Raw genomic sequence first — 13,211 nt, forward strand, 5'->3', positions numbered from 1 at the left:
ATCACTGACGTTTCTTCCGTTCTGTGGGGGTTTCGCCCAGTTGACCTGAACCACGGTTGAGGTCGAACACTGGTGTGCATGACGACCGCAACCGCCTTGTCGCGCTACGCCGACCTGCCAGCCCTCATCGGCCTCATGGAGGGTGACGAGAAGCACATGGGCGCCGCCCACTCCACCCTGGACGTGGTGTGGGTCCTCTACGACCGCGTCCTGGCCGTCACCCCCGCGACGGCCGAGGACCCCGCCAGGGACCGCTTCCTGCTGTCCAAGGGCCACGGGCCCGCGGCGTTCTACGCGGTGCTGGCCGCCAAGGGGTTCGTGGACGTGGCCGCCCTGCGCGGCTGGACGGCCTTCGACTCCCCGCTGGGCCACCACCCGGACCGGGTCCTCGTGCCCGGGGTGGAGATCGGCAGCGGCTCCCTCGGCCACGGCCTGCCCCTCGCACTGGGCAGCGCCCTCGGCCTGCGCGCCCAGAACGTCCGCCGCCCCGACGGCGCCGCCCCCCGCGTGGTGGTGCTCCTCGGGGACGGCGAACTCGACGAGGGCAGCAACCACGAGGCGATCGCCGTCGCCGGGCGGCTCGGCGTCGACAACCTCACCGCGGTCGTCGTGGACAACGCCTCCAGCACCCACGGCTGGCCCGGCGGCGTCGCCGCACGGTTCGCGGGGGAGGGGTGGGCGGCGCGCGAGGCCCTCGGGCGCGACCACGACGCCCTCCACGAGGCCCTCACCCGGCCCCACACAGGACGGCCGCTGGCCGTCGTAGCCCGCGTCCGGACAAGGTAGGGGAAGGCCATGCGAGAAACCTTCGCCGCCACCGTCAGCGAGGCCATGGACCGCGACCCGCGCGTCGCGGTGGTCCTCGCCGCCATCTCGGCGGGCATGTTCCGCTCCGCCGCGGCCCGCCACCCCGGGCGGGTGGTCGACGTCGGCATCCGGGAGCAGGCCATGATCGGGGTGGCCGGCGGGCTCGCCCTGACCGGGATGCGCCCGATCGTGCACAGCTACGCCCCGTTCCTGGTCGAGCGGCCGTTCGAGCAGGTCAAACTGGACTTCGCCCACCAGGACGTGGGCGCCGTCCTGGTCAGCATCGGCGGCTCCTACGACGCCTCCGAGGAGGGGCGCACCCACCAGGCGCCCGGCGACGTCGCCCTGCTCGACACCCTCCCGGGGTGGACGGTGCACGTGCCGGGCCACGCGGACGAGGCGCGCGCCGCCCTGGAGTCCGCCATCCCCGGCGACGACCGCGTGTACGTGAGGCTGTCGGAGACCTCGAACCGCGCGCCCCGGCCCGTGGACGGGCGGTTGTCCGCGGTGCGCACGGGTTCGCCCCGCTCCGCGGGCGTGGTGGTCGCCGTCGGACCGATGCTGGACCGCGTGCTGGAGGCCACCGCCGACCTCGACGTGACGGTCGCCCACACCTCCACCGTGCGCCCGTTCGACCGCGCGGGGCTCAGCGCCCTGGTCGGGGCGGCGGGCAACGCCGACGTGCTCGTGGTGGAGCCCTACCTCGCCGGGACCTCCGCGCACGAGGTCGCCGCGGCCCTCGTGGACCGGCGCCACCGGCAGCTCGGGCTGGGGGTGGCCCGCGACCGGGAACTGCGCGCCTACGGCACCCCCGCGCAGCACGCGCGGGCGCACGGCCTGGACGCGGCGGGCATCGCCGAGGCCGCCAGGGGGTTCTTCCTGGTGTAGGCCGGGGCCGGGAACCCGGCGGCGCGGAACGCGCCCGGGGCCTTGCGTGGTGCGGCCCCGGGCGCGTCCCGTGCGGGACACGCGCCGTGTGAGCCGTGGCCCCCGCGGGAGGCGCCCGCGCCGTCCGTGCCCGGTCCCGCCGCGCCCCGGGCAGGGGCGCCGTCCGGGCCGCGGCCCGGACGGGGGGTTCGCGGCCCAGCCGGCGCGGCCGCCGTGTGAGCCGCGGCCCCCGCCGCCGGGACCGGGGGACCCGCGCCCCGGGGAGGGGCGGCCAGGGCACTGGGTCGGACCCGGGACAATGGAAGGTGATGACGAATCTGGTCAACCTTCAGGACGTGTCCCTGGCCTACGGGCCGCTCGTACTCCTCGACAAGGTGTCGCTCGGCGTCGACGAGGGCGAACGCATCGGTGTGGTCGGCCGCAACGGCGGCGGCAAGTCCACGCTGATCTCCGTGCTCTCCGGCATCACCGAGCCCGACTCCGGGCGGGTCGTGCACAACCGCGGGCTGCGCATCGGCTTCCTGCACCAGCGCGACACCTTCCCCGACACCACCGTCGGCGGGTTCGTGCTGGGCGACCGCGCCGAGCACGAGTGGGCGGGCGACTCCCGCATCCGCGACGTCCTGCGGGGCCTCCTCGGCGGCTGGGACCTGGACACGCCCATGTCCGGGCTCTCCGGCGGCGAGCGCCGCCGCTCGGGACTGGCGCGGCTGCTCATCGGCGACCACGACCTCATCGTCCTGGACGAGCCCACCAACCACCTCGACATCGAGGGCATCGCCTGGCTCGCCGAGCACCTGCGCGGCCGCCAGGAGGCGCTCGTGGTCGTCACGCACGACCGCTGGTTCCTGGACGCCGTCACCACCCGCACCTGGGAGGTCGGGCGCGGCGCCGTCGAGCGCTACGAGGGGGGCTACGCCGCCTACGTCCTGGCCAAGGCCGAGCGGGACCGCCAGGCCGCGGCCTCCGAGGAGCGGCGCCAGAACCTCATGCGCAAAGAGCTGGCCTGGCTGCGCCGCGGCGCCCCGGCCCGGACCTCCAAGCCCAAGTTCCGCATCGAGGCGGCCAACCAGCTCATCGCCGACGAGCCGCCGCTCCGCGACACCGTCGAGCTGGTGCGGTTCGCGAGCTCCCGGCTCGGCAAGACCGTCATCGACCTCAAGAACGTGTCGGTGGCCGTCCCCGACCGGACCCTCCTGGACCACCTCACCTGGCAGCTGGGCCCGGGCGACCGGGTCGGCCTGGTGGGGGTGAACGGCGCGGGCAAGTCCACCCTCCTCAAGATCCTCGCCGAGGAGCGCGAGCCCGACTCCGGCAGCGTGCGCACCGGCCGCACCGTCAGGCTCGCCCACCTGTCGCAGAACGTCGTCGAACTCGACCCCAAGGCGCGCCCGCTCCAGGCCGTCATGGAGATCCGCGAGCACATCACCATCGGCAAGCGCGACTACACGGCGAGCCAGATGCTGGAGCGCTTCGGCTTCCGGGGCGACCGGCAGTGGACGCCGATCGGCGACCTGTCCGGCGGCGAGCGCCGCCGCCTCCAGCTCCTGCGTCTGCTCATGGACGAGCCCAACGTGCTGCTGCTGGACGAGCCCACCAACGACCTGGACATCGAGACCCTCACCGAGCTGGAGGACCTCCTCGACGGCTGGCCGGGCTCCCTCGTGCTGGTCAGCCACGACCGGTACTTCCTGGAGCGCATCACCGACCGGGTGCTCGCGCTCATGGGGGACGGCAGCCTCGCCTTCCTGCCCGGCGGCGTCGACGAGTACCTGGAGCGCCGCGCGGTCACGGCGGGGGAGGCCACGGTGCCGCTCGGCGCGTCCGAGACCGCTGCGGCCGGGGCCGCCGCCGAGCAGCCCGCGGTGTCCGCGGCGGAGCGCCGCGCGGCCCAGAAGGAGCTCCAGCGCGTCGAGAGGCGCATGGACCGCATCACCAGGCGCGAGACGGAGCTGCACGAGCTGATGGCCGCCGCCGCCGACGACTACGCCCGGCTCGCCGAGCTGGACTCCGAGGCCAAGGCCCTGGCGACCGAGCGCGGCGAGCTGGAGGAGGTCTGGCTGGAGCAGGCGGAGATCGTCGGCGACTGACCGCCGGGCGCGCTCCTCCTCCGGCCGGGGGTCCCGCGAGGGACCCCCGGCCGTGTCCGCACGGGCCCTGCGCCCCTCCCCGGGCCGCCCCCGCGCGAACGGCCCTGCCGAGGGCCCCGCATCGGGGCCGCGGGCGCTCCCGCACCCGGGGCCGGCCGGCCCCGCGAGGCGCTCCCGCACCCGCACCTGGTCCCGCCAGGCGCTCCCGCCTCCGCCGGGCGGCCCGGGGCGCCGTCGAGTAGCCTCCGGGAACGTGGGGCCGCCGCGGCCGACCGTACGCCGGGCGCCGCCCTCCCAGTGGACAGGAGTGAACCCGCATGACCGCTTTGGACGAGATCCCGGTGACGCTGATCGACGGGCGCGAGACGACCTTCGGCGAGTGGGCCGGAAAGGTCAGGCTGGTGGTGAACGTCGCCTCCCGGTGCGGGCTCACGCCGCAGTACGGGCAGCTGGAGGAGTTGCAGAAGCGCTACGCCGACCGGGGGTTCACCGTGCTGGGGTTCCCCAGCAACCAGTTCCTCCAGGAGTTCGGCAGCGACGGCAGGATCGCCGAGTACTGCTCCGCGACGTGGGGGGTCACCTTCCCGATGGCGAGCAAGGTCAAGGTCAACGGGAAGGACCGCCACCCGCTCTACGGCGAGCTCACGGCGACCCCCGACGCGGACGGCCAGGCGGGGAAGGTGAAGTGGAACTTCGAGAAGTTCCTCGTCCTCCCGGACGGCGCCGTGCACCGCTTCCGCCCGGCCACGGCGCCGGACGACCCCGCCATCGTCGCGCTCATCGAGAAGTCGCTCCCCGGGGAGGCGTGAGGGCGCGGCGGCCCGCCCCCTCCGGGGCGGCCCGGGCCGGAACGACGTGCCCCGGCCCGGCCCCCGCGGCGGGCACGGGCCCGGTCCGGCACGGAGACCGGGCCGCCCACCCCCGTGAGAGGGGGCGCCCGGCCGGGTCCGCACGCGGAGCGCCCCGCTGGGGCCGCCCCTGCGCGAGGGGCCGGGCGCCGGGTCGCACGCGGGCGGAGCGCCCCTCAGCGCACCTCCTCCGCGAAGACGGAGGCGATCTCCCGCGCGCCCTCCTCGTTCGGGTGGATGTCCGGACCCCGTTCCGCGTCGCACATCCAGGTCAGGTCGCACACGTTCTGGAGGTTCGCGGGCATGCCGGTCCCGCTGTCCTCGGGCACCTCCCTGTTGGTGGCCTGGAAGACGGAGTCCACGTCCGCGACCTCGATGCCCTCGGCCTCGTAGGCCTCGGTGAGCGTCCCGTTGACCTCGGTGAGGATGTCCACGGCCTCCTCGGCGAGCCCGCCCCGCGCCTCGTGCTCGGGGAAGACCTCCTCGGCCTCCTCCGCGGACGCGGCGGCCTGCCCGGCGGGGTCGTCGTCGAGCAGGAGGAAGGCGAGGAACGGGTTGTAGTAGGTCATCGCGATGATCCGGGTGTCCGGGCCGGCCGCGGCGCGCAGCCGCTCGGCGATCTCGGGCACCTCGTCCTCCAGGCGGTCGAGGCCGTCGGCCACGCACTCCGCGTCGATGTCGATGTCCTCGGAGCTGTCCGCGCGGCCGTCCGGCGCGTTCACGCCCCGCACGCAGCGGGTGAAGTTGTTCGCCCCGATGGTGAGGGTCACCAGGTCCACCTCGCCCTCGTGCTCCGCGAGGAAGTCCTCGGCGGCCCGGAGCTGCTCACCGTCGTCGTAGCGCTCCTCGCAGTCGGGCAGGCCGCCCTCCATGAACGTGGTCGTGTCCTCGCCCGCGCAGCCCATGCGCTCGTGACGGAGGCCGGGGTCGTCGTCGAGCAGGGTGCGGTACAGGACGTCCGTGTACCCTTCCTCGGTCTCGACGGGCGTCCCGTCCTCGTCGGGCTGCACGCCCACGGCCAGCGAGTCGCCCAGGGACAGGTAGTAGCCCCCTTCGGCGCCGGGGGACCCCGGCGCCGCCGTCCCCTCTCCGTCGGCGCCCGCGCACCCCGCCGCCAGCACTGCGACGGCCGTCACCGCGATCCAGCGGATTCGCACTCTCTGTCTCCCACCAGGGTCGGTTGCAGGTACGTGCCCGGGGCCGCCCGGTGGGCGCGCCGCCCTTCCCGGGTGCCGCCGGGCCCTTCACGTGGGGGAACCGGAAGGCGTCCGGGCCACGATGCCAGCCGCCGCGGGTCCGCGTCGAGCGCCCGGGTGGGAGATGTCTCTCAGCGGGCCGGCCGCGCGGCCCGGGACGTTCCGCGGAACGAGCGCTAGCCCTGCGGTCGGGAGGGATCCCTGTCGAGGGGGGCCAGAAGGCATCTGAGCAACGATGCCAGCTGCTGCCGGTCGCCGTCGGGCATGGGGGCCAGAAGCGTCTCCTCGTAGCTGAGGAGCGACTCCAGGGCGGCGTCGATGCGCTCGGCGCCGCGTTCGGTGAGCCGGACCAGGACCCCGCGCTTGTCGTCGGGGTCGGGACGGCGCTTGACCAGGCCGGCGGCGGCCAGCCTGTCCACCCGGTTGGTCATGGTCCCGGAGGTCACCAGGGTGGCGCGCAGCAGCCGCCCGGGGCTCAGCTCGTACGGGGGGCCGGAGCGGCGCAGCTCCGCGAGCACGTCGAACTCCCAGGGCTCCAGCGCGTGCTCGGTGAAGACCGTGCGCCGGGCGCGGTCCAGGTGGCGTGCGAGCCGGGACACACGGCTGAACACCTCCAGGGGTGTCACGTCCACGTCCGGGCGTTCGGAGCGCCACGCCTCGATCAGCCCATCCACCTCATCGCGCATGGGGACAGCCTATCTCTTGACATCAAGATAGTGGGGCGGGTATACCGCACTCCCCGCGTCCCGCTCGCGGCCGGGCGCGGGGGACGGGCCGCGGCGGACCCGTCCCCCGGTGCGCCGGGGGACGGGAATCAGCCCGTGCCCCGCCGCCTCGTCTGCAGCCTCGGCTTGGGCTCCAGGCTCGCGAGCCCGTTCCAGGCCAGGTTGACCAGGTGCGCGGCGACCACCTCGCGCTTGGGCCTGCGCACCTCGAGCCACCACTGGCCCGTCAGCGCCCACATGCCCACCAGGGCCTGCGCGTACATCGGGGCGAGCGCCGGGTCGTAGCCGCGCTCGGCGAACTCGTCGACCATGATGTGCTCGACCTGGCTGGCGATGTCGTTGATCAGACTGGCGAAGCTGCCCGTGCCGGAGGCCACGTGGGAGTCGCGGGTCAGCACCCGGAACCCGACCGTGTTCTCCTCCACGTAGCGCAGCAGGGCCAGCGCGGCCTTCTCGATCTTGCCCCGCGCGCTGTCGGCGGTGAGGGCCTCGCCCATCATCTCCAGGAGGGTGCGCATCTCACGGTCGACCACGACCGCGTAGATACCCTCCTTGCCGCCGAAGTGCTCGTACACGACGGGCTTGGACACCCCGGCCCGTGCGGCGATCTCCTCGACGGAGGTCGCGTCGAACCCGCGCTCGGCGAACAGCTCCCGGCCGATCTCCAACAGCTGTTGCCGACGCTCCTTGCCCGTCATGCGCTTGCGGCGCACGCGGACCTTCTGCTCGCTGTCGGCTGCTCCCATGATGGCTATCGATCCTAGACCTTGACCCGCTTGGCTGCGAGTCGGTCGTTGTTGGGCCAGCGGACCTTCGTGGCCCAGCCGAGCTTCTCGAACGCCCAGATCACGCGGGCGGAGATGTCGATCTGGCCCTTGAGCACGCCGTGGCGCGCGCAGGTCGGGTCCGCGTGGTGCAGGTTGTGCCAGGACTCGCCGAACGACGGGATGGCGAGCCACCACACGTTGCGGGAGCGGTCGCGCACCTCGAAGTTCTCCTCGCCGATGGTGTGGCAGATGGAGTTGATGGACCAGGTGACGTGGTGCAGCAGCGCCACGCGGACCAGGCTCGCCCAGAAGAACGCGGTGAACGCGCCCCACCAGGACATGGTCACGAGGCCGCCGATGAGGGCGGGGGCGCCGAGGGAGAAGATCACGATCGGCAGGAACAGCTTGTCGACGAGGACGATGTCCTTGTCCTTGAGCAGGTCCGGGGCGAAGCGGCGCGGCGAGGTCTTCTTGTCGTCCAGGTACATCCAGGCCATGTGCGCGTAGTACAGGCCCTTGGCGACGGACTTCCAGTCGTCCCCGAAGCGCCACGGCGAGTGCGGGTCGCCCTCGGCGTCGGAGTACTTGTGGTGGCGGCGGTGGTCGGCCACCCACTTGATGACGCTGCCCTCGATGGCCAGCGAGCCGGCGACCGCGAGCGCGATCCGCAGCGGGCGGTTGGCCTTGAAGGAGCCGTGGGTGAAGTGGCGGTGGAAGCCGACCGTGATGCCCAGGCCGCTGATGAGGTAGAAGACCGACGCGATCGCGATGTCGGTGAGGCTCAGGCCCCATCCCCAGAAGAAGGGGACGGAGGCGAGCAGGGCGATGAGCGGGATGAAGACGAACGCGAAGACGGTGAAGCGCTCGGCCCTGCCCCGCAGTTCCGGCTCGTACTCGGGGATCGCCTCGCGCTTCCCCTCGGCGTTCTCGGTCGGTAGCTCGGCAGCAGTGGTCATGGTCGTACACACCTCGTCGTCACGGCAGGGTCCTCGCGGTCGGACGGTGTCCGAGAGGCGCGGAGCACCCGTCGCGACGGCCCAACCTATTCCTACGTAACCGTAACCTACGACCCCGTAGGTTTGGCAAGCCCTCCGCCGGAGGCGCTATGTTGGTGCCTGGCGTACGGGCGCGACGTGTGCGCGCCCCCTGCCTTCCCGGATGATGTAATCGGCAGCATGTGGGGTTTTGGTCCCCATCGTCCAGGTTCGAGCCCTGGTCCGGGAGCCGTCTGCCCGTTCCCTCCCCTATCCCCGTGCGCGCGAGGGAAACCCGCCCGTGCGGGAGCGCCGCGTGGTGGGGCCCGACCCCTCATCCCCGTGCGCGCGAGGGAAGCCCCCGGTCATTCCGCCCGGACGCCCCGGGCGCCCGGCGCCGGGCCCGGACCGGTGGCGCGGCGCATCTCACAGAACGCCCCGGAACCCGACGCCACAGGCCCGGCCCGGGCCCCGCTCCCCGCCCCGGCGTCACGTGCCCGCTGGACGCCTGTGACACGCATGTATCCTTCCCATGTCGGCCGCTGGTCATCCGACGGCCGCCCGCGCGGCACGCGGGTCGAGCCGCCGAAGGGTGAGCCGACAGTTCAATGCCAGCTATCACGAGGGGTCTCCTTCAGTGAGCGTGAACCGTCCGGCTGCCGTCATCGTCCTCGCGGCGGGCGAGGGCACCCGAATGAAGTCGAAGCTTCCCAAGGTCCTCCACGAGCTCAACGGCCGCAGCATGCTCGGCCACGTTCTCGCGGCCGCGGGCGAACTGGACCCCCACCACTCGGTCGTGGTCGTCGGCCACGCCCGGGACCAGGTCCGGTCCCACCTGTCGGAGGTCGCCCCCGAGGCCGCCACCGCGGTCCAGGAGGAGCAGAACGGCACCGGCCACGCGGTGCGCATGGCGGTCGAGGACCTCGCCGCCAAGGGCACCGAGCTCGCCGGCACCGTCGTCCTGACGTGCGGGGACACCCCGCTCCTGCGCGGTTCCACGCTCTCGGAGCTGGTGGCCGCCCACGAGAAGGAGGGCAACGCCGTCACGGTGCTGTCCGCCCGCGTCCCCGACCCCCACGGCTACGGGCGCATCGTGCGCGACGGCGACGGCGACTTCACCGGCATCGTCGAACACGCCGACGCCTCCCCGGAGCAGCACGCGATCGACGAGATCAACTCGGGCATGTACGCGTTCGACGGAGCGCTCCTGTCCGCCGTCGTCAAGCGCCTGTCCACGGACAACGCCAAGGGCGAGGAGTACATCACCGACGCGGTCGCGCTCCTGCGCGGGGACGGGAACCGGGTCGGCGCCTGGATCGCCGAGGACTGGCACGAGGTGCAGGGCGTCAACAACCGCGTCCAGCTCTCCGAGGCCCGCCGCGTCCTCAACGACCGCCTCCTCGCCGAGCACATGCTCGCGGGCGTCACGGTGGTGGACCCCGCCTCCACGTGGGTGGACGCGCAGGTCCGCATCGGACGCGACGCCGTGCTCGAGCCCGGCACCCGCCTGCGCGGCGCCACCGTCGTCGGCGAGGACGCCGTCGTCGGCCCCCGCGCCGACCTGAGGGACACGGTCGTCGGCGAGGGCGCCCAGGTGCGCGAGACGACCGCCGACCGGGCCGAGATCGGCCCGGGGGCCACGGTGGGCCCCTACACCTTCCTCCGACCGGGCACCCGCCTGGCCGGGCGGGCCAAGGCCGGCGCCTTCGTCGAGATCAAGAACTCGAACGTGGGCGCCGGATCCAAGATCCCGCACCTGACCTACGTCGGGGACGCGGACATCGGCGTGGGCAGCAACATCGGCTGCTCCTCCGTGTTCGTCAACTACGACGGGGTGGACAAGCACCGGAGCGTCATCGGCGACCACGTGCGGCTCGGCAGCGACAACACCTTCGTCGCGCCCGTGCACGTGGGCGACGGCGCCTACTCCGGTGCGGGCACCGTGATCAGGGACGACGTTCCGCCCGGCGCGCTGGCGATCTCCGAGGGGCACCGCCAGCGCAACGTCGAGGGCTGGACCCGGCGCAAGCGCCCGGGCACGCCCTCCGCCGAGGCGGCGGACAAGGCCGATCGGCACAGAGCCGACGACAAGCAGTGACTGTGGGGGAGAAACACGTGACCGGCATGAAGGCCACCGGCCAGAAGAACCTGATGCTGTTCTCGGGACGCACACACCCGGGGCTGGCCGAGGAGGTAGCCAAGGAGCTGGGGATCGAGGTGGTCCCCACCCGGTTCGACACCTTCGCCAACGGTGAGATCTTCATGCGGTACCTGGAGTCGGTCCGCGGCTGCGACGCGTTCGTCATCCAGAGCCACGCCGACCCGGTCAACGAGTCGATCATGGAGCAGCTGATCATGGTGGACGCGCTCAAGCGCGCGTCCGCCAAGCGGATCACCGTGGTCACGCCGATCCTGGGCTACGCCCGCCAGGACAAGAAGCACCGCGGCCGCGAGCCCATCTCGGCGCGCCTGGTCACCGACCTGTTCCGGACCGCGGGCGCGGACCGGATGATGGCCGTCGACCTGCACACGGACCAGATCCAGGGCTTCTTCGACGGCCCTGTCGACCACCTCTTCGCGCTGCCGATCCTGGCCGACCACGTCGCCAGCCAGGTCGAGCGCTCCGAGATCACCGTGGTCTCCCCCGACGCGGGCCGCGTCCGGACCGCCGACCGCTGGGCGGACCGCCTCGGCGCCCCCCTGGCGATCATCCACAAGCGGCGCGACCCGGACGTCGCCAACCAGGTGAAGGTCCACGAGGTCGTCGGCACGGTCAAGGACCGCGTCTGCGTCCTGGTGGACGACATGATCGACACCGGCGGCACCATCGTGAAGGCCTCCGAGGCCCTGTTCGAGCAGGGGGCCAGGAAGGTCATCGTGGCCGCCACGCACGGCGTGCTGTCCGGCCCGGCGGCCGAGCGCCTCCAGAACTCGCGGATCTCCGAGGTGATCATCACCAACACGCTCCCCGTCCCCGAGGAGCGGGCCTTCGAGAAGCTGACCCAGCTCTCGATCGCCCCGCTGGTGGCCCGCGCGATCAGCGAGGTCTTCACGGACGGCTCGGTCACGAGCCTGTTCGAGTAGTCCCGCGCCAAGTTCCCGCCAAGTCCCGCACGCCCCGTTGACGGCCTCCCGGTCCGGGAGGCGCCCGCCGACGGGGCGTGTTCTGAGTCGTCGGTGAAGCCAGTAGACTTGACCGAGTGTCCCCGTGCCCAGGTGGAGTCGTGTTCGGCTTCGCTCAGGAGCACGGGCAGGGGTGCGCGACGAGCGTTCCCGGGCCGGACGGGTCCGGTGACGGCTCGCCGGGCACGCCTGGAACCAGGGCGGTCGCGTCCCCTGCCTGAGGGGAGACCCCGCCGCATTCTCCGCCGAGGGCGGGAATCGTTCGTACTACTGGAGTCGTGTTCCCCGTGCTGCGGGGTTGAACCCGAGGAGTTTTGTCGTGTCCGAGGTACGTATCGCTGCCGAGCCCCGCACGGAATTCGGCAAGGGCGCCTCCCGTCGCGCCCGCCGCGCGGGTAAGGTGCCGGCCGTCCTCTACGGCCACGGCACCGAGCCCCGCCACCTGAACCTGCCGGGCCACGAGCTCATGCTCGCCCTGAAGACCCCGAACGTCCTGATCCGCCTCGAAGGCCTGGACAAGGACAACCTCGCCCTGCCCAAGAGTGTGCAGCGCGACGCCATCAAGGGCTTCCTTGAGCACATCGACCTCCTGGTCGTGTCCAAGGGCGAGAAGGTCGAGGTTGAGATCTCGGTGAACCTGACCGGTGAGGTCAAGGCCCCGGGTGTGCTCAACCAGGAGCTCGTCACCGTGACCGTCGAGGCTGAGGCCACCAACATCCCCACCGGTGTCGACTTCGACATCGAGGGCCTGGAGGTCGGGGCCAACCCGACCGCCGGCGACCTGAAGCTGCCCACGGGCGCCACCCTGGTCACCGACCCCGACACCATCGTGCTCACCGTCTCCGCGCCCCGCGTGGAGGAGGAGCCGACGACCGGAGCCGAGACCACCGAGGAGGCCGCCGCCGAGTAGGGCGGTGGTGCTGTCCACGGATCTGGACGAACGCGCGGTTCCCACGGGGGCCGCGCGTTCGCCGTATCGGTAGGGTCGTGCCCCATGTGGACCTGGTTGAGGGCGTTGTCGGGCAGGAAGGAAGCCGGCGGTGGCGACACCGCGGGCGGGAGCGGCGGCAGGAGCGCCGAAGGGGGGAGCGGGGACATGGGCGAGGCCGAGCGCTGGCTCGTCGTGGGGCTGGGCAACCCGGGCCCCAAGTACGCGGGCAACCGGCACAACGCCGGCTTCCTGGTGGTCGGGGCCCTCGCCGGCGGCGAGCGCTGGAAGGCGCACAAGGCGCACGCCGAGGTGGTGGAGACGCGCCTGGAGGGCGTGCCGGTGGTCCTGGCCAAGCCCCGGACCTTCATGAACCTGTCGGGCGGCCCGGTGGCCGGCCTGGCGAGGTTCTACAAGGTGCCGGTCGAGCGGATCATCGTGGTGCACGACGAGATGGACATCGACTTCGGCGCGCTGAAGCTCAAGAAGGGCGGGGGCCCCGGCGGGCACAACGGGCTCAAGTCGATGACGGCGTCCCTGTCCAGCCCGGAGTACATCCGCGTGCGCTTCGGGGTGGGCCGCCCGCCGGGACGCATGGACCCGGCCGCGTACGTGCTCAAGGACTTCTCCGCGGCCGAGCGCGCCGAGCTGGACCTGGACGTCGAACGGGCCGCGGACGCCGTGCGCACGGTCCTCCGGGACGGCCTGGGCCGCGCGCAGAACATCTTCCACACCGCGGCCTGAGGGCGCGCGGCCGGGGAGCGGTCGCGGACGGCCCCCGGCCGCGCCCTCCCGCCGGAGGGCCGCCCGTAGCGCCCCGTCCGCGTCGCCCGCCGCGTCACCCGCCGCGGCCGGGTCGACCGGG

Annotated in this window: 12 protein-coding genes; 8 read left to right on the forward strand and 4 right to left on the reverse strand. The window is 73.0% G+C overall.

The window, feature by feature from the left end; genetic code table 11:
• Positions 1-78: 78 nt before the first annotated feature.
• The 4 genes from ACQPYD_RS03990 (at position 79) to ACQPYD_RS04005 (ending at position 4,594) form a co-directional block, all read left to right on the forward strand.
• Positions 79-786, forward strand: a complete 708-nt coding sequence (locus ACQPYD_RS03990) for a thiamine pyrophosphate-dependent enzyme (protein ID WP_433699827.1) — start codon at positions 79-81, stop codon at positions 784-786.
• 9 nt (positions 787-795) lie between these two features.
• Positions 796-1,695 (forward strand): transketolase family protein, encoded by a 900-nt coding sequence (locus tag ACQPYD_RS03995; protein ID WP_433699828.1) that lies wholly within the window; start codon positions 796-798, stop codon positions 1,693-1,695.
• A gap of 308 nt (positions 1,696-2,003) precedes the next feature.
• On the forward strand, positions 2,004-3,785 hold the full coding sequence (locus ACQPYD_RS04000) for an ABC-F family ATP-binding cassette domain-containing protein (protein ID WP_433699829.1): 1,782 nt from the start codon (positions 2,004-2,006) through the stop codon (positions 3,783-3,785).
• Between the two features lie 317 nt (positions 3,786-4,102).
• Positions 4,103-4,594, forward strand: a complete 492-nt coding sequence (locus ACQPYD_RS04005; protein WP_433699830.1) for a glutathione peroxidase — start codon at positions 4,103-4,105, stop codon at positions 4,592-4,594.
• Positions 4,595-4,809: 215 nt separating this feature from the next.
• On the opposite strand, the gene ACQPYD_RS04010 is transcribed toward ACQPYD_RS04005, so the two are convergent.
• From ACQPYD_RS04010 to ACQPYD_RS04025, 4 genes are all read right to left on the reverse strand, one after another.
• Complete coding sequence (locus tag ACQPYD_RS04010; RefSeq protein ID WP_433701943.1) at positions 4,810-5,775, reverse strand: SGNH/GDSL hydrolase family protein; 966 nt, start codon at positions 5,773-5,775, stop codon at positions 4,810-4,812.
• Positions 5,776-6,005: 230 nt separating this feature from the next.
• Positions 6,006-6,515: a MarR family winged helix-turn-helix transcriptional regulator gene (locus ACQPYD_RS04015; protein WP_433699831.1), complete on the reverse strand. Its 510-nt coding sequence runs from the start codon at positions 6,513-6,515 to the stop codon at positions 6,006-6,008.
• A gap of 128 nt (positions 6,516-6,643) precedes the next feature.
• On the reverse strand, positions 6,644-7,300 hold the full coding sequence (locus tag ACQPYD_RS04020; RefSeq protein WP_433699832.1) for a TetR family transcriptional regulator: 657 nt from the start codon (positions 7,298-7,300) through the stop codon (positions 6,644-6,646).
• Between the two features lie 14 nt (positions 7,301-7,314).
• The gene (locus ACQPYD_RS04025) at positions 7,315-8,277 is read right to left on the reverse strand and encodes an acyl-CoA desaturase (protein ID WP_433699833.1); all 963 of its coding nucleotides are present in this window, start codon (positions 8,275-8,277) and stop codon (positions 7,315-7,317) included.
• 655 nt (positions 8,278-8,932) lie between these two features.
• On the opposite strand from ACQPYD_RS04025, the gene glmU reads away from it, so the two are divergent.
• The 4 genes from glmU to pth all read left to right on the forward strand — a co-directional run bounded on the left by glmU (position 8,933) and on the right by pth (position 13,090).
• Complete coding sequence (glmU, locus tag ACQPYD_RS04030) at positions 8,933-10,393, forward strand: bifunctional UDP-N-acetylglucosamine diphosphorylase/glucosamine-1-phosphate N-acetyltransferase GlmU (RefSeq protein WP_433699834.1); 1,461 nt, start codon at positions 8,933-8,935, stop codon at positions 10,391-10,393.
• 17 nt (positions 10,394-10,410) lie between these two features.
• Positions 10,411-11,379: a ribose-phosphate diphosphokinase gene (locus ACQPYD_RS04035; RefSeq protein WP_402913620.1), complete on the forward strand. Its 969-nt coding sequence runs from the start codon at positions 10,411-10,413 to the stop codon at positions 11,377-11,379.
• A 358-nt stretch (positions 11,380-11,737) separates the two neighbouring features.
• Positions 11,738-12,328, forward strand: a complete 591-nt coding sequence (locus ACQPYD_RS04040) for a 50S ribosomal protein L25/general stress protein Ctc (protein WP_330157610.1) — start codon at positions 11,738-11,740, stop codon at positions 12,326-12,328.
• Positions 12,329-12,514: 186 nt separating this feature from the next.
• Positions 12,515-13,090, forward strand: coding sequence for an aminoacyl-tRNA hydrolase (gene pth / locus ACQPYD_RS04045; protein WP_267948118.1), 576 nt, complete (start codon positions 12,515-12,517; stop codon positions 13,088-13,090).
• The last annotated feature ends 121 nt before the right edge of the window (positions 13,091-13,211 follow it).

Origin of the sequence: Nocardiopsis sp. CA-288880 (assembly GCF_050955985.1) — a bacterium.
Lineage (GTDB): Bacteria > Actinomycetota > Actinomycetes > Streptosporangiales > Streptosporangiaceae > Nocardiopsis > Nocardiopsis tropica.

What these genes read in the sequence shown, in the direction of transcription:
- ACQPYD_RS04020 (WP_433699832.1), bottom strand. Translation starts at nt 7,300, where the DNA reads ATGGGAGCAGCCGACAGCGAGCAGAAGGTCCGCGTGCGCCGCAAGCGC.
- ACQPYD_RS04025 (WP_433699833.1), bottom strand. Translation starts at nt 8,277, where the DNA reads ATGACCACTGCTGCCGAGCTACCGACCGAGAACGCCGAGGGGAAGCGC.
- pth (WP_267948118.1), top strand. Translation starts at nt 12,515, where the DNA reads ATGGGCGAGGCCGAGCGCTGGCTCGTCGTGGGGCTGGGCAACCCGGGC.
- ACQPYD_RS03990 (WP_433699827.1), top strand. Translation starts at nt 79, where the DNA reads ATGACGACCGCAACCGCCTTGTCGCGCTACGCCGACCTGCCAGCCCTC.
- ACQPYD_RS04005 (WP_433699830.1), top strand. Translation starts at nt 4,103, where the DNA reads ATGACCGCTTTGGACGAGATCCCGGTGACGCTGATCGACGGGCGCGAG.
- ACQPYD_RS04000 (WP_433699829.1), top strand. Translation starts at nt 2,004, where the DNA reads ATGACGAATCTGGTCAACCTTCAGGACGTGTCCCTGGCCTACGGGCCG.
- ACQPYD_RS03995 (WP_433699828.1), top strand. Translation starts at nt 796, where the DNA reads ATGCGAGAAACCTTCGCCGCCACCGTCAGCGAGGCCATGGACCGCGAC.
- ACQPYD_RS04015 (WP_433699831.1), bottom strand. Translation starts at nt 6,515, where the DNA reads ATGCGCGATGAGGTGGATGGGCTGATCGAGGCGTGGCGCTCCGAACGC.